This window comes from Paenibacillus humicus NBRC 102415 (assembly GCF_004000905.1).
In the GTDB taxonomy this organism is placed as follows: Bacteria; Bacillota; Bacilli; order Paenibacillales; family Paenibacillaceae; genus Paenibacillus_O; species Paenibacillus_O humicus.
The window spans coordinates 42,198-61,628 of the sequence record NZ_BIMD01000015.1; the positions used below are offsets into that span (position 1 = coordinate 42,198).

Annotated in this window: 16 protein-coding genes; 10 read left to right on the forward strand and 6 right to left on the reverse strand. The window is 59.6% G+C overall.

What is annotated here, in order from left to right; genetic code table 11:
- Positions 1–230 precede the first annotated feature (230 nt).
- The 3 genes from uraA (at position 231) to corA (ending at position 6,448) form a co-directional block, all read left to right on the forward strand.
- Entirely contained in the window at positions 231–1,538 is a 1,308-nt protein-coding gene (uraA, locus tag PHU01S_RS11525) for a uracil permease (protein ID WP_164763058.1), read from the forward strand.
- A gap of 207 nt (positions 1,539–1,745) precedes the next feature.
- Positions 1,746–4,904, forward strand: a complete 3,159-nt coding sequence (locus tag PHU01S_RS11530; protein WP_127507697.1) for an S-layer homology domain-containing protein — start codon at positions 1,746–1,748, stop codon at positions 4,902–4,904.
- Positions 4,905–5,512: 608 nt separating this feature from the next.
- Positions 5,513–6,448 (forward strand): magnesium/cobalt transporter CorA, encoded by a 936-nt coding sequence (gene corA / locus PHU01S_RS11535; RefSeq protein WP_048744668.1) that lies wholly within the window; start codon positions 5,513–5,515, stop codon positions 6,446–6,448.
- A 130-nt stretch (positions 6,449–6,578) separates the two neighbouring features.
- Here corA and PHU01S_RS11540 read toward each other — a convergent pair whose 3' ends face one another.
- A complete protein-coding gene (locus PHU01S_RS11540; protein WP_048744670.1) occupies positions 6,579–7,898 on the reverse strand; it encodes an MFS transporter in 1,320 nt (439 codons plus the stop codon).
- A 200-nt stretch (positions 7,899–8,098) separates the two neighbouring features.
- On the opposite strand from PHU01S_RS11540, the gene PHU01S_RS11545 reads away from it, so the two are divergent.
- From PHU01S_RS11545 to PHU01S_RS11560, 4 genes are all read left to right on the forward strand, one after another.
- Positions 8,099–9,001 carry a LysR family transcriptional regulator gene (locus PHU01S_RS11545; protein WP_048744672.1) on the forward strand — a complete coding sequence of 301 codons (903 nt, stop codon included), beginning with the start codon at positions 8,099–8,101 and terminating at the stop codon, positions 8,999–9,001.
- 51 nt (positions 9,002–9,052) lie between these two features.
- Positions 9,053–9,862 (forward strand): histidinol-phosphatase, encoded by an 810-nt coding sequence (locus tag PHU01S_RS11550; RefSeq protein ID WP_021878046.1) that lies wholly within the window; start codon positions 9,053–9,055, stop codon positions 9,860–9,862.
- 409 nt (positions 9,863–10,271) lie between these two features.
- Positions 10,272–10,850 (forward strand): hypothetical protein, encoded by a 579-nt coding sequence (locus PHU01S_RS11555; protein WP_049867939.1) that lies wholly within the window; start codon positions 10,272–10,274, stop codon positions 10,848–10,850.
- 273 nt (positions 10,851–11,123) lie between these two features.
- Positions 11,124–12,020 (forward strand): EamA family transporter, encoded by an 897-nt coding sequence (locus tag PHU01S_RS11560; RefSeq protein WP_246029216.1) that lies wholly within the window; start codon positions 11,124–11,126, stop codon positions 12,018–12,020.
- A gap of 33 nt (positions 12,021–12,053) precedes the next feature.
- Here PHU01S_RS11560 and PHU01S_RS11565 read toward each other — a convergent pair whose 3' ends face one another.
- Positions 12,054–12,875 (reverse strand): DUF695 domain-containing protein, encoded by an 822-nt coding sequence (locus tag PHU01S_RS11565; protein ID WP_021878049.1) that lies wholly within the window; start codon positions 12,873–12,875, stop codon positions 12,054–12,056.
- A 221-nt stretch (positions 12,876–13,096) separates the two neighbouring features.
- Positions 13,097–13,495, reverse strand: coding sequence for a DoxX family protein (locus PHU01S_RS11570; RefSeq protein ID WP_049867940.1), 399 nt, complete (start codon positions 13,493–13,495; stop codon positions 13,097–13,099).
- 172 nt (positions 13,496–13,667) lie between these two features.
- Here PHU01S_RS11570 and PHU01S_RS11575 point away from each other — a divergent pair, with 172 nt between their 5' ends.
- From PHU01S_RS11575 to PHU01S_RS11585, 3 genes are all read left to right on the forward strand, one after another.
- Positions 13,668–13,976: a winged helix-turn-helix transcriptional regulator gene (locus tag PHU01S_RS11575; protein WP_048744678.1), complete on the forward strand. Its 309-nt coding sequence runs from the start codon at positions 13,668–13,670 to the stop codon at positions 13,974–13,976.
- Positions 13,977–14,126: 150 nt separating this feature from the next.
- Positions 14,127–15,038, forward strand: coding sequence for a J domain-containing protein (locus tag PHU01S_RS11580; RefSeq protein ID WP_127507699.1), 912 nt, complete (start codon positions 14,127–14,129; stop codon positions 15,036–15,038).
- A 172-nt stretch (positions 15,039–15,210) separates the two neighbouring features.
- On the forward strand, positions 15,211–15,705 hold the full coding sequence (locus PHU01S_RS11585) for a glutathione peroxidase (RefSeq protein WP_127507706.1): 495 nt from the start codon (positions 15,211–15,213) through the stop codon (positions 15,703–15,705).
- Positions 15,706–15,921: 216 nt separating this feature from the next.
- Here PHU01S_RS11585 and sdhB read toward each other — a convergent pair whose 3' ends face one another.
- The 3 genes from sdhB to PHU01S_RS11600 are packed head-to-tail and all read right to left on the reverse strand — an operon-like array spanning position 15,922 to position 19,153.
- Entirely contained in the window at positions 15,922–16,692 is a 771-nt protein-coding gene (sdhB, locus tag PHU01S_RS11590) for a succinate dehydrogenase iron-sulfur subunit (protein WP_021878053.1), read from the reverse strand.
- Positions 16,693–16,710: 18 nt separating this feature from the next.
- The gene (gene sdhA / locus PHU01S_RS11595) at positions 16,711–18,459 is read right to left on the reverse strand and encodes a succinate dehydrogenase flavoprotein subunit (protein WP_048744685.1); all 1,749 of its coding nucleotides are present in this window, start codon (positions 18,457–18,459) and stop codon (positions 16,711–16,713) included.
- A 28-nt stretch (positions 18,460–18,487) separates the two neighbouring features.
- Positions 18,488–19,153 carry a succinate dehydrogenase cytochrome b558 subunit gene (locus PHU01S_RS11600; RefSeq protein ID WP_048744686.1) on the reverse strand — a complete coding sequence of 222 codons (666 nt, stop codon included), beginning with the start codon at positions 19,151–19,153 and terminating at the stop codon, positions 18,488–18,490.
- Positions 19,154–19,431 lie beyond the last annotated feature (278 nt).

Here is a 19,431-nt window from a genome sequence, read left to right on the forward strand (position 1 = left end):
ATACCTGGGCGGGCCGTCAAGAAGCGAATTGCATCCAGCAGCGCCGCTCGAAAATATTTCCCATTGCTAAAACCGGCAGAAACGGATAAAATCAACGAAGTTTTGTCCGCTTGCACCCGTACGGCGGCTATAGCTGCCAGGCAAGCGGAATGTCGCGGCGACAAGGGCGGAATGGAGCCTGTCTGCCGTTTTCCTTCACGAACAAATCGAGAAAAAGGGGCGTCATGAATTTGAAGCGTGAAATCGGAGTATTGGAAAGGCCGCCGCTCGGCCCGGGCCTTCTCCTCAGCCTGCAGCATCTGTTCGCCATGTTCGGATCAACCGTGCTTGTGCCCAACCTGCTCGGTGTAAACCCGGCGATCTGCCTGCTCATGAACGGCATCGGCACCTTGTTCTACATCCTCCTGACCAAAGGCCGCATCCCGGCTTACCTCGGCTCCAGCTTCGCCTTCATCGGACCGGCAATGGGGGTCATCACCGCCAATGCTTCCGGCGGAGGCTACGCGGCAGCGCTCGGCGGCTTCATCGTAGCGGGCATCGTCTTTTCGATCGTCGCCCTCATCGTGCAGGCGGCGGGCACGGGATGGATCCATGTCGTCTTTCCGCCGGCGGCGATGGGCGCCATTGTCGCCGTCATCGGGCTTGAGCTCGTACCCGTCGCCGCGCGCATGGCCGGCTGGATCGCCCCGGACGCGGCGACGGCGGCCTCTTGGACTCCCGATACGAAAGTCATCGCCCTATCCGTCATCACGCTTCTCGTCACCGTCCTCGGCTCCGTCCTCTTCCGCGGCTTCCTGAAGATCATTCCGATTCTGATCGGCATCGTCACCGGTTATGTCGTCGCTTATTGCATGGGAATGACGGGCGAAGCGGCCAAAAAAATCGCAGCAGCCGACTGGTTCCAGCTTCCGCATGTGACGACTCCGGTGCTGGACTGGAACGCGATCGCCATCATCCTGCCGGCTGCCTTCGTCGTCATCGCCGAGCATGTCGGCCATCTCGTCGTCACCGGCAACATCGTGAAGAAGGACCTGTCCAAGGATCCCGGCCTGCACCGCTCGCTGCTCGGCAACGGCCTCAGCACGATCGTATCGGGCTTCGTCGGAGCGACGCCGAACACGACCTACGGCGAGAACATCGGCGTGCTCGCCATCACCCGCGTCTACAGCACCTTTGTCATCGGCGGCGCGGCAGCCATCGCCATCCTGCTCTCCTTCCTCGGCAAGTTCTCGGAGCTCATCGCCAACATTCCGCCGGCGGTCATGGGCGGCGTCTCCCTGCTGCTGTTCGGAGTCATCGCGGCTTCCGGACTGCGCATCCTGATCGAGGAGAAGGTCGATTACAGCCGGCCGTCGAACCTGTTCCTGACGACAGTCGTGCTTGTGACCGGCCTCAGCGGCGTGACGCTCAAGTTCGGCGACTTCTCCATCTCCGGCATGGCTTTAGCAACCGTCGTAGCGGTCGTGTTCAGCCTGCTGTTCAAGCTGTTCGAAGTGACCGGCCTCTCCAACGAAAAGGATGGGGCGGAAGGGCACTAATCGTATCTTTTTCAAGGATGGAAAGAGTTTCCGCGGCTGTTTATCAGCCTTGGAAGCTCTTTTTTTGCTTTCCGGCCGAGGCGGCTTTTCCGCCGCCATCTCCGATTTCCATCTGATTAATCGACCGATTTAGCCGGTATCCCGCCCCTTGCTGGGCGCCTTAAAATGTAAGTGCTTACATTTTAAATCGGACAAGGGAGGTCTATCGTGTTCAAATCCATCTGCATCACCCTGCTCGCAGCCGCTCTATCGCTGCCTGCCCAATTGCCGGCCGCCGCCGCGGCTGCGGATGAGGCTCCTCAAGCCTCGAGCGAAGCCTACAGCTGGGGACGGGCTGCTGTCGTCGGCGGAGGGTTCATTCCCGGCATCGTCTACAGCAAGGCCGAGCAGGGGCTTGCCTACGTCCGGACGGACATGGGCGGCGCCTACCGGCGGGACGCCTCCACGGGCGGCGTCTGGAAGCAGCTGCTGGAGGGAGTCGGCATGGAGGAATGGAATCTGCTTGGCGTGGAAAGCATCGCTCCCGACCCGTCCGATCCGGACCGGGTCTATGCCGCACTAGGCACTTATACCAATGACTGGACCGACATGAACGGCTATATCTACCGCTCCTCCGACCGGGGGGACAGCTGGCAGCGGACGGAGCTTCCCTTCAAGCTGGGAGGCAATATGCCGGGCCGCTCCATGGGCGAGCGGCTGGCCGTCGATCCCAACGACGGGAACATCCTGTACCTCGGCGCGCGCAGCGGCTACGGGCTGTGGAAAAGCACCGATGCCGGAGCCACCTGGAGCCGGGTATCATCCTTCACCGCCATCGGCTCGGCTGCCGACGATTATATGAAGGATCCCATCGGCGTCGTCTGGGTGACCTTCGACCCTTCGTCCGGAACGAAGGGGAGCGCGACCCCGGTCATCTATGCAGGGACGGCCGACCGGGACGCCGGCATCTATCGCAGCCGGGATGCCGGAGCGACATGGGAAGCCGTGCCGGGCCAGCCCGGCCAGGGCTTTCTGCCGCATCACGGCGTCCTCTCGTCCGACGGCCGGCTCTACGTGACCTACGCCAAGGATATCGGTCCTTATAACGGCGGCGAAGGCTCGGTATGGGTTCTCGATACGGGTTCCGGACAATGGAGCGACATCAGCCCGGAAGGCGCCGGAAGCACCTCCAGCCCGTACGGCGGCCTCGCCGTCGACGCCAGCCGTCCCGGCACCGTCATGGTTGCGACGATGAACAAATGGTGGCCGGACGAGCAGATCTACCGCAGCCTCGACGGAGGCCGGACATGGAAGCCGTTCTGGACGTACGGGAATTACCCGGAGCGGAACAACAGCTATGAGCTGGACTACTCCCTTTCCCCTTGGCTGGATTGGGGGGTGAAGGACAAGCCCTTGCCCGAAACTTCGCCCAAGCTGGGCTGGATGATCGGCAGCCTGGAGATCGATCCGTTCGACTCCGGCTCGATTCTGTACGGAACGGGAGCGACGCTGTACGGCGCTGCCGACGTGACCGCGCTCGACCAGCCTCTTACGGCGGGAGGCAGCGTCTACGGGCCCGTGCATCTGTCCGTCCAGGCGGGCGGCATCGAGGAGACATCCGTACTGGGGCTCATCAGCCCGCCGGCAGGAGCTCCTCTGCTCAGCGCGATGGGCGATATCGGAGGCTTCCGCCATGCCGATCTGTCCAAAGCCCCCGAGATGATTACAAATCCTTATATCGGAACAAGCACGGATCTGGACTATGCCGAGCTTGACCCCGATTTCATCGTGCGGGTCGGCAATGTTTCCGGTTCGGATCTCGGCATCGGGGTATCCCGCGACAACGGCGCCACCTGGAAGCCCGGGACGAATCCATGGGGCAGCGGCTTTTCCGTGAACGGCGGTTATGTGGCGGCTTCCGCCGACGGACGCTCCATCCTCTGGAGTCCGGAAGGGCAGCCTGTCAGCCGGTCCTCCGATGACGGACAGACCTGGCAGCCGTCGACGGGCATTCCGGCCGGCGCAGCCGTCAGCTCCGACCGCGTCGATCCGGACAAGTTCTACGGCTTCAGCGATGGCTTCTTCTACACGAGCACCGATGGCGGAGCGTCCTTCCGGCAGGAGGCGAGCGGGCTTCCGAAGCGGATCACCAGCAAATTCAAGGCCGTTCCGGGTGTTGAAGGCGATATTTGGCTTGCCGCGGCAGCGGACAATAAAAATCCCGGGGACGCCTTCGGCCTGTACCGCTCCACGGATTCCGGAGCCAGCTTCCGGCAGGTTCAAGGCGTCGGGGAGTCGGCTTCGATCGGCTTCGGCAAAGCCGCTCCCGGACAGCCTTACATGACGGTGTACAGTTATGCGAAGATCGGCGGCCAATGGGGCATCTACCGCTCCGATGACGCAGGCGGCCGCTGGACGCGGATCAATGACGACGCCCATCAGTTCGGCGCCGCCAACCGGACGATTACCGGGGATCCGAGGGTGTACGGCCGCGTATATGTCGGAACCAACGGCCTCGGCATCGTGGTCGGGGAAAGGCAGGCCGGGGAGCCGAATCCGGGCACGCAGCCTTCGCCAAGCGTTGATCCGACTCCGAGTACGGAACCTTCGCCGAGCGCCGATCCGACTCCGAGTACGGAACCTTCGCCAAGCGCCGATCCGACTCCGAGTACGGAGCCTACTGCGACGCCGGCTCCCGGACCGGCTTGGACGCCGAATCCGACTCCGGGCGCTTCGCCTGCCCCATCGGCGGTTCCTGCGCCGTCATCGGCTCCCGCGCCTTCCGCTTCTCCACCGGGCGGATCGGCCGGCAGCGGCCGCCCGTTCACCGATCTTGCGGATGCGCCTTGGGCTGCCGCCGACATCAGCAGGCTCGCCGCGCTGGATATCGTCCGCGGCTCCCTTGCCGGCGCCTTCGAGCCGAACCGCGCCGTGACGCGTGCCGAGTTTGCAGTCCTGCTGCACCGCGCCCTGAAGCTTCCCGAAGCATCGGCATCCGCCGCGGGCAAGGCGCCGTTCAAGGATGTTCCCGCAGACTCCTGGTACAGCCAGGCCGTTGCCGCTGCCGCCGAAGCAGGCCTGATCTCGGGCACCGGCGGCGGAGCCTTCGAGCCGTCCAGGGCGCTGACCCGACAGGAACTCGCCGTCATGGCGATGCGTGCTCTGCTGCTGCTCGGCACGTTCGAGGAACCGGACGCAGCAGAGACCGCTTCCCTTCTGGGCGCATACAAGGACGGCGGCAAAACCGCCCCTTATGCCCGGATCTCCCTCGCCGGCCTGCTGCAAGCGAGCATTCTGTCCGGGCTTCCGGACAGAATGCTCGCCCCGGCGCAGCCTGCCACGCGCGCGCAAGCGGCCGTCCTGCTGCTGCGGCTACTCGGCAGCTAAGCCGATCTCCGCCGTCCCAATTCCATGAACGCAGCCGGAATTTCCGCCTCTTGGCGGGGTTCCGGTTTTTTGGCTGCGCTTCTATTTTCCATGCGGTGCAGTTTCCGTACATCCTTTTGCGGCACAGGCGATCGGCATTCCATTCGGCATGGGGCGGCCAGCCCTCCGTCCTTCCCGATCTGCCTTGGGCATCGGCTTTCTGCTCAAGGGGTTCCCGCTGCTTTCTTTCCAGGTTTCCCTGCTTGCCGGCGAGCGCTCCGGAACCCCCTTCCCCCCTTCCGCATACACTGCACGAACAAGCCGGCGGAGAGAGCGGCTGCAGCCGATTTTTCCCGTCTGAATTTCCTTGAGTCCATCCTGTCCTAAAGAGTATACTAGACAAGACTTTCATACTGCCCCGAGGGGAACAAGGAGTGAAACGCCATGGAAGGCGAAGGGCCTACGCCAGCCTCTAGCAACGAACAGCAAACCCAACACCAAGAAGACGACAAGTCGGACCCCGCCTTGCGTGGACGTTGATCTTCCTGCCCTGCAGGCTCTTCTCCGCCCGCCGCCAACGGCTGCGGCATCCGGCTCCTGCTCGTTCTTCCGCGAGAGGAGAATAAGCCATGAAAATCCGCATGGTCAACAACGGGGTGTTCGCCCCCGTCGAAGATTTGCAAGCAACGCTTGCGCCGCCCCTTGAGGGCTTCTACTGGATCGACGCGGACGTCGAGGATCTTGCCGTCCTCCAGCCGCTGTTCGGCCTCCACGACCTGGCCGTCGAGGACTGTCTGAGCGAGGAGGAGCAGCGCCCGAAGATCGAGCTGTACGAAGGCCATTATTTTATCGTTATCAACAGCATCAGGTTCGATGACGAGGAGATCTTCCTCCGGGCGCTCAACATGTTTCTCGGCAGACATTACATCATCACCGTCACGAAGCAGAAGATCAACGAGCTGCGTTCCCTGAAGCCGATTCTGTGGGAGCAGGACGTCAACCGTCCCGACCGCTTCCTGTACCATCTCGTCGACCTTGTCGTGGACAATTACTTCCTCGTCGGCGACCGGATCGAGGCGCGCATCGAGAGCCTCGAGGAAGACATTCTCATGCATACGAAAAAATCGCATCTCGGCGAGATCATCGGCCTGCGCAGCGAAATTCTCTGGCTCAAGAAGGTGCTCGGCCCTCAACGCGACGTCATCGCCACGCTGAACAAAAAGGATCTGCGCCTGATCGACGACCAGCTGCAGAAGTACTTCAGCGACATCTACGAGAATGCGGTCAAGATCACCGAGACGTTCGATACGTACCGCGACCTCATGGCGAACTTGCGCGAGGCTTACCAGTCCAGCCTGTCCAGCCGCGCCAACGAGATCATGCGCGTGTTCACGGCGCTGACGACGATCTTCATGCCGCTGACGTTCATTACCGGCATCTACGGCATGAACTTCGCCCATCTGCCGGGAGAGCATTTCTATTACGGCTTCTACCTCATCATGGGCTTCATGCTTATGCTGGGCGGCGGCATGCTGTTCCTGTTCCGCAAGAAAGAGTGGCTGTGATGAGAGCGGCCGGTCCCCGAAGACGAAGCAAACCCCTTGCATGAGAGCTGCTTAAGTGCAGCCGTGCAAGGGGTTTGCTGTTTTCGGGAATGATGAGCAAGGAGCGCCGGACGGCCGCTTCCGCACGGAGCTAGGCTCCGAAGCCGCTGCCTCCTGCAGCCGCGCCTGGAAGCTCCGCTTGTTCCGCTTGAAGCGCTCCCTTGACGAAGTCGACCAGCGACAGCAGGACCATTCCGATCAGGAAGAAAGCCGCAACCGACAATATCGCCGTCCGGCTCGAGCCTGTCAGCGTGCCGACAATCGAAAAGACGAGCGGGCCGAGCATGGAGGTGAACTTGCTGGAAAGGGCGAGGAATCCGAACCATTCGCCGGATCTGCCTGCCGGTAGAAGTCCCGCATACAGCGAGCGCGCGGCCGACTGGCTGCCGCCCTGGACAAGGCCGACCATGAACGCCAGGATGTAGAAATGCAGCTGGTTCGTCATGAAATAGCCAAGCACGACGATGACCAGATACACAGCCAGGGAGTACATCAGCATCCGCTTGGCGCCGAATCGGGATACAAGCCGCCCGAACAGCAGCGTCGCCGGCAGGCCCGTGAACTGGGTAATCAGCAGAGCCAGGATGAGATCGCTCGATTCGATGCCGATGCTGGAGCCGTAGATCGTCGCCATGACGATGACCGTGCTGATGCCGTCGTTGAAAAACCAGAAGGCGATCATGTATTTGAGCAGCTCGGGGTACCTCTTCAGCGAGCGCAGCGTTTCGCCCAGACGCCGCATGGATTGCCAGGCCGTCCGGCCTACCCTCCTCAGCGCCGGTCCCGACATCCGCTCCGGACGAGGCTCCTTCCAGTTCAGGAAAAGGGGCAGCGAGAACAGCAGCCACCAGATGCCGACCGTCACGAACGAAGCTTTGGTGGCGGCCGTCGAATCGGCGAAGCCGAACCACTCGGGCTTCTGGATCATGAGGATATTGACGGCGAGCAGCAGCCCTCCACCCGCATATCCCATCGCATAACCTTGAGCGCTTACCTTGTGCCGGTCATTTTCCGGGATGCCGTCGCGCAGAAGAGCGTCATAGAAGGTGCCGCCGGTCGTGAAGCCGATGATGCCGAGAACGAGCAGGCAGGAGGCGAGGAACCAGTCTCCTTCTCCGGCAAAAGCCATCAGCGAGCTCGGAACGGCTCCCAGCAGGGTGAACGCGATCAGGAACCGCAGCTTTGAGCCGAGCAGGTCGGCCGCAGCTCCCGCGAGCGGCGACAGCAGCGCGACGAACAGCATGGCGATGCTCTGGGTGTTGGCCCAGTAGACGGAAGCCAGCGAGCCTTCAAGGCCTTTTCCCGCGACCTTGTCGTAATATACCGGCATGACGGCCGCAATCATCGTCGTAGCAAACGCGGAGTTGGCCCAATCGTACAAGATCCAGCCCCTGACAGCCTTTTTGTCCATAAGGAATGCAATCCTCCTCCGATTCGGCTCCGGGCAGGCGGCCGTATGCAACAGCTTCGCCGTCCGGAAACCTTTTCCTGCTGAAGGAGCAAGCGCTGGAGGTCAACTTATTGTAAATTTCCGGAAGCTTTACCCGCCCTGCTCTCTTCTATATACTAAGAAGAAATGATAAAAAACTCTTATCAAAAGGAGGGAAACCTCTGAATATCAGCCAGCTCGAAACGCTGCTCACCATCTCCAAGACGATGAGCTTCCGCAAGGCCGGGGAGCAGCTCAACCTGACCCAGCCGGCCGTATCGGCCCAGATCAAGAGCCTGGAGGAGGAATTCAAGACGGTGCTGGTAGACCGCAACCAGCCTGTGACTTTGACGGACCGGGGACAGGTGTTCCTTGACCATGCCGTGCGCATCCTGTCCATCGTCGAAGAGCTGAAGCAGAAGCTGTCCGACCTGAACCATATCCCGCAAGGCCATATCGTGCTCGGGACGACGAGCTCCATCGCCATCCAGATTCTGCCGCGGGTGCTGTCCTACTTCCAGAACCAGTTCCCTCTGATCAAGACGACGATCCATTCGATGCCGTCCTCCCAGGTCATGGCCAGCGTGGAGAAAGGCAGCGTGGATCTTGGGATCACTTATCTATCCGAAAAGAACCCGAATCTGCAGACGTCGGCTCTTTACTATGATACTTTCGAGCTTGTCGTATCCCCCGCGCATCCGCTGGCCGAGCTCAAGCATGCCTCCATCGACAAGTTGAAGGACATTCCGCTGATCATGCTGTCTCCCGATACGCTCGGCAGGCGCTTCGTCGACCGCATCTTCTCCAAGAACGGCATCATTCCCAATATCGTGATGGAGCTGTCCAGCAGCGAGGAGGTCAAGCGGATGGTCGAGATCAACCTGGGAGCCGCGATCGTCTCCAACCTGTCCATCGCCAACGAGCTCCGGGCGGGCACGCTGCGGATGATCCGGGTGACGGAGCTGGAGGTCACCCATCCGATCGGCGTCGTCTACAAGTCGGGAAGATATTTGAACTCCGCCATGCAGCAGTTCCTGAGCGATCTCAAGGGCATGCCCGAAGCGCAGTTCATCAGCAGCGAGTAGTCCAATAGATTTGCTTTGAATCCGATATGAGCTTGAGGAGGAAACGATCACATGAAATTCGATCTGCACACCCATCACAGCCGCTGCGGCCATGCCGAAGGAAGCATCGAGGACTATATCCGCGCCGCGATCGACGCCGGAATCGGCGCGATCGGCATCTCCGACCATTCCCCCTACTTCGGCAGCGAAGAAGACCATCCCGAGCCGGGCATTGCGATGGCCCGCAGCTCTCTGCCGGGCTACGTCGAGGAAGTGCTGGCCCTGAAGGCCAAATACGAAGGCAGGATCGAAGTGCTGCTGGGCATGGAGTCGGATTTCTTTCCGGAGCATGCCGATACATACCGCAAGGCTTACGAAGCCTATCCGTTCGACTATATCATCGGCTCGGTCCATTTCACGTCAGGCAAAAGCATCTTCAACAAAACCCGCTGGAAGGGATTGTCGCAATCGGCGCAGGCCGAGCAGAAGCGCGAGTATTATGAGCTGATCCGCCAATCGGCCGTCAGCGGCATGTTCCAGGTGCTCGGCCATATCGACGCGATGAAGGGATATTATCCCGCCTTCTCCGGCATCCCGGCTTCCGAGAGCATCGACTTGGCTCTGCAGGCTATCGCCGGAAGCGGGGCGTCGATCGAGATCAACACCTCCGGCAAAACGAAAACGGTCGGCGGCTGGTACCCGTCCAACGAAATTCTGGAAAGAGCTCATTACTTCGGCGTCACATGCAGCTTCGGCTCGGATTCCCATGTGCCCTCGCGGGTCGGAGACGACTTCGAGGAAGTCCGCGCCCTGCTGAAATCGATCGGTTTCCGGGAATGGTTCTTCTATCGGCAGAAGCAGCCCGTGGCGGTGCCTCTTTGATCAGCTGACGCTTCTCCGCAAGCGTTCCCAACAATGTTCAACGGATCAGGCATTCCCGCAGCCTTCAACGGACCAGGCATTCCGCAGCCTTCAACGAATCGAACATGCCAAGAGCCATGGAAGGATTCAAGCTTTTATGTTCAGCTTTGATCTGTCTTATCAATCTGTCTGTTTTCGAGCCCTTAGGGGCTCTATTTTTTTATTGGACAAGCCTTGAAAAATCTTTTTCTGGAAAGGATTGCAAAAACTAATACAATTAGTTATAGTAAAACTAAAGGTATTAGTTTTAGTAAAGAGGAGGATTTCCACGATGAGCTTCATTGTGTTCATGCTCTTGTTTACGGTCGGAATGGGTTGGGCGGATGCCCGGATAAGACGTGCTTCTATTCAAGAAAAGGGGTGAGGAAATATGTTCGCCGGACATTTCGGATTAGCCGCAGCCGTTAAAGCCAAAACTCCTCAGGTTCCTCTTTGGACGCTCATGCTGGGCACGCAGCTGCTCGACGTGCTTTTCGTTCCCTTCCTTCTGACGGGCAAGGAAACGTTGGAGGCTGTCCCAGGCGCCGATGGTTACGGCGGCTTCATTATTCATGCGGATTATACGCACTCGCTGGTCGGCACCTTGCTCCTTGCTCTGATTGTCGGATGGCTCGCTTCCCTGAAATGGGGCCGCAGGGGCGGCTGGACGATCGGCGCCGTCGTCTTGAGCCACTGGGTGCTTGACCTCGCCATGCACCGCGCAGACATGCCGATTTTTCCCGGAAATGCTAGAGACCTGCCGCTCCTCGGTCTCGGATTGTGGCAATGGCCGTCGATAAGCATGGCCGCCGAGCTTGCACTGGTGACTGTCGGCGCCATCCTGTATGTGCGCTCTCTGCCCGCTGCCGGCAACGCATCGATAATCCGCAGCCGCAAACTGTGGACCGGCGCGGCCATGTGCGCTCTGCTCCTGCTCTCGCTTGCGTCGGATACGCTCGGGTGGGGCTGACGGGAGCAGCCTCAATGCGGTCGGCATCAAAGCCCGTATGATTCAGCCGGCTCCGCATGGTAGACTGTAATTGCCAGTCCATGCCGCCCCTCCCTTCAAGAGGGCAAAAAAAAGTGGACCTCCCATAAGGAAGGTCCCAAGTATATTTATTAAAAGGGGGTCATGTCACTATCTTAACCCCTGATTGTAATAGCGGCGTGACAGGAATATTTCATTTGTGTAACAGATTCCGTTTCCCACTCCCATACAGGCAGCAAAGGAGCACCGACCCTCATGACAGCCCCTGCAATATGGCTTCTGATCTCGATCGGCAGCGCGGCCGTATTCGGCTTCGCCGGCTGGTGGATGAAAGTATCCCAAATGCGCGGAGGGAGCAGCACCTCCCTCCTACTGGGATTGTACGCGACAGGAACGGCCGGCTTTCTCTTCCAATGCGTGGCGGACGGAAGCTGGACGGACGCGCTCGGCTGGAAAGCCTGGGTCGCAGGAGCGGTTGTCGGAGCCGGCTCAGCCTGGGGCAACGTCGTTTTCATGCAGGCGCTGCGCTACGGCCCGGCCAGTCTCACCTCGCCGATTACGAACCTCAACATCGTCCTTGTCGTGGCGATGTCGGTATGGATCTACGGAGAGCCGCTTGGAGGCTGGGAAGCGGCCGGAATCGTCCTGCTGCTGGCAGCGGCAGTGCTGATTGCCGTGCGCCGCTCGGAGCCGCTCTCGATCGGAGACCGGCGCTGGTTCCTGTATACGGGGGCGGCCGTCGTTCTGTTCACCTTCCGCAACGGAGGCTTGAAGGTGACGAGCGAGCTCGGCCTGCCCTCCTCCTCCGTTCTCTTGACCGGCTACTTCCTTTCGCTGCTCTGGTTTGCGGCAGCCGCCCTCAAGGAGCGCTCCGGCCGGAAGACCGGCAGCGCAGCTCCGCAATTCTCTGCCGATGGATGGAGCATCGGCCTCCGTCTCGGCCTGCTTGCGGGATTGTTCTCCTATGGGGGGCTCCAGCTCTATGCCTGGGCGCTCGAGACCGGCAAAGCCGGCATAGCCGCTCCCATCTTTGCGACAAACAGCCTTGTCGTGGCGGCCGGCTCGATCCTGCTGTACCGGGAACGCCTGACAAGGCTGCAATGGCTCGCCTTTGCCTGCCTCCTGGCAGGCCTCTTCGTGATCAAGCTATAAGGCAGACGGCAACTAATGCCGCCCTGCGCATCTTCAGCTTTTGGGACGGCAAGCGGCCGAGAACGAGCCGAGCCACTTTTTCCACCAAGCCTTGATCCGGTAAGAAGCGGTAAGCTTCATGACCGATCCCCAGCCGTCGTATTTGCCGCCGCCCGCCCCGATCATCCGGTACAGCTCGTCGACCCGTCCGTTGACGGTCTCCAGCCTGACATCCTCGAAGCGGCTGATGACGAGAGGGTACGGGTATTCGGGCTCCGGCTCCCCGCTCTTGCCTTCTTCGATCCGGTACCCCATCGTTTCCAGCTTCATCCGCATCAGCTTGCGGCCGTCATGATCGCGGAAGAGCAGCCAATGATACACATTGCGCGGCCTCCGGATATCATCCCCCCGGTTCAGCAGCGCGTACACCATTTGGGCATTGTGGATGAACAGCTCCTCGAGCGTGTCCGGCAGCAAATACCGGTAAAACTCCCAGTCGGAATCCGGCTTGACGTAATGCATCAGCCTGCTGCCGCTTCTTGACGACAACAGCTTCTGCAGCGGCTCCAGCGACGCTCCGCTCTCCATGTAATAATAATATTCAAGCCTTCTCGGCGTATTGATGCGTCCGATATAGACGGAATTCCCTCCCGCTTGCACGGCCTCTTCCAGCTCATGCTCCATCCTCTCCAGCTCGGATATCATGCTTTCCTTGTTCTTATGCCGGCTGCGGATGGAGTAGAGGTTGATTGTGATCGACAACAGCTGGTTCAAGCCCGGCGGGTGCGCATCCTGTTTCCAGGCGCAATTGACAAGGATCCTCATCAATTCCTTGTCCTCGGATTGGCGTTCGAAAAAGCCCCAGTCGTCTGCCATCGCCGCACCTCGCTTTCTGACGGTTCACCCCCGTCAAATGTCTGTCTATTATACAGGACCGCTTCGGTCCGGCAAATCGTTTTTTTGTCCGTTCTAGTCCAAAGACGCAGCGGAGCTGGAAAAGTTGCGGGGTTCATCCGGCATTTCAGGACAAAAAAGCCTCTTCCTGCCAGCGCCAGCGTAACCGGCTGCCGGACAAGAAGAGGCCATTCGGATGATGATCAGCTCAAGATGGCGTCGATGGAATAGGCTCCTGCGCCGGTGAATGCGACAGCCAGCGCGATCGCGATGAGAATGAGATTGTACTCGTAGCCGTTGGACGTCGCCCAGATGCCGTTCGCTCCGTGAACCTTCGCGATCGCGACAAGCATCGGGATAATGATCAGCGCCGCGGCGATCCACACCCATAGACCAAGCGCCAGCAGCAGCCCTCCCAGCAGCTCCGAGAGCCCCGCCAGCACCGCCATCAGCACGCCGGGCTTGGCGCCGAGCGACTCCAGCCAGCCTGCCGTCCCCTTGATTCCGTAGCCTCCGAACCAGCCGAACAGCTTCTGCGTGCCATGCGCCGCGAACAGCAGCCCCGCTACAACCCTTAAGATAAGAATGCCCGTATCGAACATATTGAACCCCGCCTCTTCATAGAATGTATTCGTCTGTTGCTTGACTGGACTTATCATAAAACATTAACTAACTTTAGTCAAGTTAATATATTAAATTAATTAGTTCAGGGACAGTCGCTTACATTTCCTTAGTTTATATGGTACAATGGGTGCACAAGAAGGAGTGATAAGAATGGACTACTCCACCATGTGTCCCAAGTACGAAGCCGCTATCGAGCTGCTTGGGAAAAAGTGGACGGGCCTTATCATCCGGGTGCTGCTCGGCGGGCCCAAGCGGTTTAAGGAAATCAAGGAACAAATTCCGGAGATGAGCGACAAGATGCTGACCGATCGGATGAAGGAACTCGAACAGGCGCAAATCGTGAACCGCAAGGTTTATCCGGAGATGCCTGTACGGATTGAATATGAGCTGACCGACAAGGGACATCATCTGCAGCCTGTCATCGAGTCCATTCAGGACTGGGGAGAGCATTGGATGTAGCGTTCCGAGCCATCTGGCCGCCCGACGGGCGGCTTTTTTGCTGTTTCGGGCTCCATCCCCATCTCCTCTAGTTCCGCTCGATGGTGGAAATCCGTACCTGCGGGAGCTTATACTAGAATGGACATCAATAGCGGACAGTGAGGGTGAGGCATGGATACGATCAAGCAGGCATACCGGGACTTGGGACTGCCCGACAACGCTTCCAAGGAAGAAGTCGAGAAAAAATACTCCTTGCTGCTGCGCAGGGCCCGCAGCCAGCAAGGCCGCGGCGGGGACGGCGAAGCGGCAGGATCTCCGAGCCTCGAGACGATCAATGCGGCGTACCGGACGATCCTGGAGCACGAGGAAACGGCGGCGCGGGAAGAGTACAACAAGAAGGCGTACGGAAAATACAAGGGAATGGCGGGATCCGCGCAAAAGGTGGACCACTTCTTCAGCTATTATAAGTTTCACTTGCTGGGCGCGATCGTGCTGATCGCCGCCGTCGTGTACGGCATCAACGCTTACCTGAACCATAAGGAGGAGCAGGCCGAGCTGGCCAAGCTTCCTCCGGCCGCCCTGGCTCTCTCCTATTTCGGCGAATTCGGCTCGCCAGCCGGAAGCGACGTGACGACAGCCGAGCAGCAGCTTGTGAGCCGGTTCCCGGATTGGAAGCGAGTGATCGTCCATCTCACCTACGTACCGGCCGATCCCATGTCCGGGCAGGACATGGCCATGGTCCAGAAGAGCGTTCTCGATCTCATCACGAACAAGGACGACGTCTACTTGATGGATCGCGCCAGCTTCGACAAGCTGGCTTCCCAGAACGCCCTTCTCCCTCTGGAGACCCATAAGGATGCGCTCGGCTCCGAATACAACGACGCCCATGCCTTGAGCGCGGCTGCACAGGATACTCCGAACGAGCAGCATGTGTACGGCCTCGATGTCACGGACAGCCCTCTCGTCAAAAGCATGGGCCTGGAGGGCGGCCGCTTCATAGCCGGCATCCGCAGCGATACGACCAGGCTGGACAATTCCTTGCAGTTCATCCGGGCTGCCTTGTCGGATACTTCCGCTCCTTAGCCCTTCCTCCAACACCTGCAAATCCGATTGCGGGATCAGCCAAGCGGCCCTTCCTCTACAGGAAAGGGCCGCTTGTTTCATCTTTTGAACCGATCGGGTATGCATGGTTGACAGCTTCATTTAAATTGCATACAATCTAATTAGAGTGAGAAGATGGATGGAGGCGATACCGATGTCTATTTATGATATTGAAGTCGAGACGGCGCGCGGCGCCAAGGAGACGCTGGAGCGGTACAGAGGCCAAGTGATGCTGATCGTCAATACGGCGACCAAGTGCGGCCTGGCGCCTCAGTTCGACGGGCTGGAGAAGCTTCATCAGACATACGGGGACAAGGGCCTGGCCGTTCTCGGCTTTCCATGCGGACAGTTCGCCAACCAGGAACCCGGCGACAACGGCCAGATCCAGGAAGCATGCAAGATCAACTTCGGCGTCACGTTTCCGCTGTTCGCCAAAGTCGACGTCAACGGGAGCGGCGCCCATCCTCTCTTCCGTTATCTGACCGAGAACGCCAGAGGCTTCCTCGGCTCCAAGGCGATCAAGTGGAATTTCACCAAGTTCCTGGTCGACCAGGAAGGCCGCATCGTCAAGCGCTTCGCGCCGACCGACAAGCCGGAGAAGATCGAGAGCCATATCGCCAAGCTTCTCGGTGCGCCGGCTCCCGTATAAGCGCCTCTGCCCAGAACCTAGCATGAGCCGGATGGAAATACGCGGCTCCGCGCATGAACGAAAAACCCGCAGGAACAGAACCGGTACCGGCAAGCTCCGGAACCAGGCCGGCGACGAAAAGCTTTAAAGCAAACCGACCCGCTCTTGACCAGACAGGAAAGAACAAAAAGACCCCGTACCGGCGACCGGTACGGGGTCTTTCGTATTGCGGGGCGATTACACGCCCAGGAAGTTTTTGAACAGCTGCACCGTCGTGTCGCGGTTGATCGCGGCGATCGACGTCGTAAGCGGAATGCCCTTCGGACAGGACCGCACGCAGTTCTGCGAGTTGCCGCAGCCTTCGATGCCGCCGTCGTCCATCAGCGTCTCCAGACGCTCGGCTTTGTTCATCTCGCCCGTAGGATGGGCGTTGAACAGGCGAACCTGGGAAATCGCCGCCGGTCCGATGAAGCTGGAACGGTCGTTGACGTTCGGGCAAGCCTCGAGGCAGACGCCGCAAGTCATGCACTTGGACAGCTCGTAAGCCCATTGGCGCTTCGTCTCGGCCATCCGTGGTCCCGGACCGAGATCGTAGGTGCCGTCGATCGGAATCCATGCCTTGACGCGCTTGAGGGCATTGAACATGCGCTCGCGGTTGATGACGAGGTCGCGCACGACCGGGAACGTGCTCATCGGAGCGACGCGTACCGGCTGCTCCAGCTTGTCGACCAAGGCGCTGCACGCCTGGCGCGGCTTGCCGTTGATGACCATGGAGCAGGCTCCGCATACTTCCTCGAGGCAGTTCGACTCCCAGCATACCGGAGTCGTGGACGCGCCGTCGGCTTTTACCGGGTTGCGCTGGATTTCCATCAGGGCGCTGATGACGTTCATGTTCGGGCGGTACGGAACCTCAAACTCTTCGGTATAAGGAGCCGCATCCGGCGAATCTTGACGGGTAATAATGAACTTGACCATTTTACCGGTCTTGGTAGCTGTTTCGGTTGCCATTGTCGTTCTCCCTCCTCCTTAGTGCTTGTTGCTCGAGTAGTCGCGCTTGCGCGGCGTAATGAGCGAAGTGTCGACTTCCTCGTACGAAATTTCCGGGCCTTCCGGCGTGAATTTCGCGATGGTCGTCTTCAGGAACTTCTCGTCGTCCCGTTCCGGGAACTCCGGCTTGTAGTGCGCGCCGCGGCTCTCGTCGCGGAGCAGCGCGCCCTTGGTCATCGCCTCGGACAGCTCCAGCATGTTCCACAGCTGGCGGGTGAAGGCGACGCCGGCGTTGTTCCAGCGGGCCGTATCGTTGATGTTGATGTTGGTGTAGCGCTGCTTGAGCTCCTTGATCTTCTGGATCGTCTGCTCCAGACGGTCGTTGTAGCGGACGACGGTCATGTTGTTCGTCATCCACTCGCCGAGCTCCTTGGCCAGCACGTAGGCGTTCTCCGTGCCGTCCATCTTGAGGATGGACTCGTACTTGTCCGTGCGCAGCTTCACTTCGCGGTCGAAGATGCTGGAAGACACGTCTTCCGCGGACTTTTTAAGTCCTTTGATATATTCCACAGCCTTAGGTCCCGTCACCATGCCGCCGAAAATGGCGGACAGCAGGGAGTTCGCGCCGAGACGGTTCGCTCCATGGTACTGGTACTCGCATTCGCCGCAGGCGAACAGGCCCGGGATGTTGGTCATCTGGTTGTAGTCGACCCACATGCCGCCCATCGAATAGTGGACCGCCGGGAAGATCTTCATCGGCAGCTTGCGCGGATCGTCGCCGACGAACTTCTCGTAGATCTCGATGATGCCGCCGAGCTTGACGTCGAGCTCCTTGGGATCCTTATGGGAAAGATCGAGGTAGACCATGTTCTCGCCGTTGATGCCGAGCTTCTGGTCGACGCATACGGAGAAGATCTCGCGGGTCGCGATGTCGCGCGGCACGAGGTTGCCGTAAGCCGGGTATTTCTCCTCGAGGAAGTACCAAGGCTTGCCGTCCTTGTACGTCCAGATGCGTCCGCCTTCGCCGCGCGCCGATTCGGACATGAGACGGTTTTTGTCGTCGCCCGGAATGGCCGTCGGGTGGATCTGGATCATCTCGCCGTTGGCGTAGTGGACGCCTTGCTGGTACACCGCGCTGGCTGCCGTGCCCGTATTGATGACCGAGTTGGTCGTCTTGCCGAAAATGATGCCGGGGCCGCCTGTCGCCAGAATGACCGCGTCGGCGCGGAAGGAATGGACCTCCATCGTGCGCAGGTCCTGGCCGGTGATGCCGCGGCAGACGCCGTCCTCGTCCACGACCGCTCCCATGAACTCGAAATGCTCATGCTTGCTGACGAGGCCGGCGGCCTCCCAGCGGCGTACTTGCTCGTCCAGCGCGTACAGCAGCTGCTGGCCCGTCGTCGCGCCGGCGAACGCCGTGCGGTGGTACTGCGTGCCGCCGAAGCGGCGGAAGTCCAGCAGGCCTTCCGGCGTGCGGCTGAACATGACGCCCATCCGGTCCATCAGGTGGATGATGCCGGGGGCCGCTTCGCACATCGCCTTGACAGGCGGCTGGTTGGCGAGGAAGTCGCCTCCGTAGACGGTATCGTCGAAGTGCTCCCATGGGGAGTCCCCTTCGCCCTTTGTATTGACGGCGCCGTTGATGCCGCCCTGCGCGCACACGGAGTGGGAGCGCTTGACCGGCACGAGCGAGAACAGGTTGACGTGCACGCCCGCCTCGGCCGCCTTGATTGTAGCCATCAGGCCGGCGAGTCCGCCGCCGACGACGATAATGTTGTTTTTAGCCATGACTTTGAGGTCCTCCTTGTCTATCGTATTAACCGATCCAGGTACGTACGGCGGATGCCGATTCGGCGAAGTCGCTGCCCGTGAAGGCCACGATGGAAAGCAGGAACAGGGCCGATACAATCACGAACACGCCCATCCAGATATAGGCGGAAACGCGCTGCGCGCGAGGGCCGACCGTAATGCCCCAGCTGACGAGGAACGACCACATGCCGTTCGCGAAGTGGAAGACAGCGGAAAGGACACCGATCGCATACAGCACGATGTAGACCGGATTCGTGAAGATCTCGTGCATCCGGGCGCCGAGCTCCTCATGCGTCAGGTTGCCGAGGGCGACCTGGAAGCGGGTCTCGAAGACATGCCAGATGACGAAGATGAACGTGATCACGCCGGTGATGCGCTGCGCCGTGAACGCCCAGTTGCGTCCGTACTTGAAGCGGGAGTTGTTCCAGTTCGATTGGTAGGCGACATACAAGCCGTATACTCCATGGAAGAGAAGCGGCAGGAATATGCCGAAGATCTCCAGGAAGAGAACAAGGGGCAGTCCGTTCAGGAAGCTGACGCTGTCGTTGAAGCCCTCAGGCCCGTCTTCGAACGCCGAGTAGTTGGTGATGGCATGCTCAACGAGGAACAGGCCGAGCGGAATCACCCCGAGCAGCGAGTGAATCTTGCGCGTTAAGTACGAGTTACCATTCATAAATAAAGCGTTCTCCTTTCCAGCCGTTTGATTTCAGTCATCATACGTCGAATTTTGTGCAAACCTTATCCATTTTACAGCCCGTGCATGGGAGCGTCAACAAATCCCGACGGCTTTCCCCTGCTTTTTCCGGTCACAGTTTAGCCACAGTCTCCATCGTACTCTTTTTTTCCTTATAAAGATATTGTTTATTCCTTATACAATGTTATAACCTATATGCATAAGAGACGACGCCATAAGCCCGAGCTCCCCCGGCGAAGCTGCCGGCATGGGCAGGA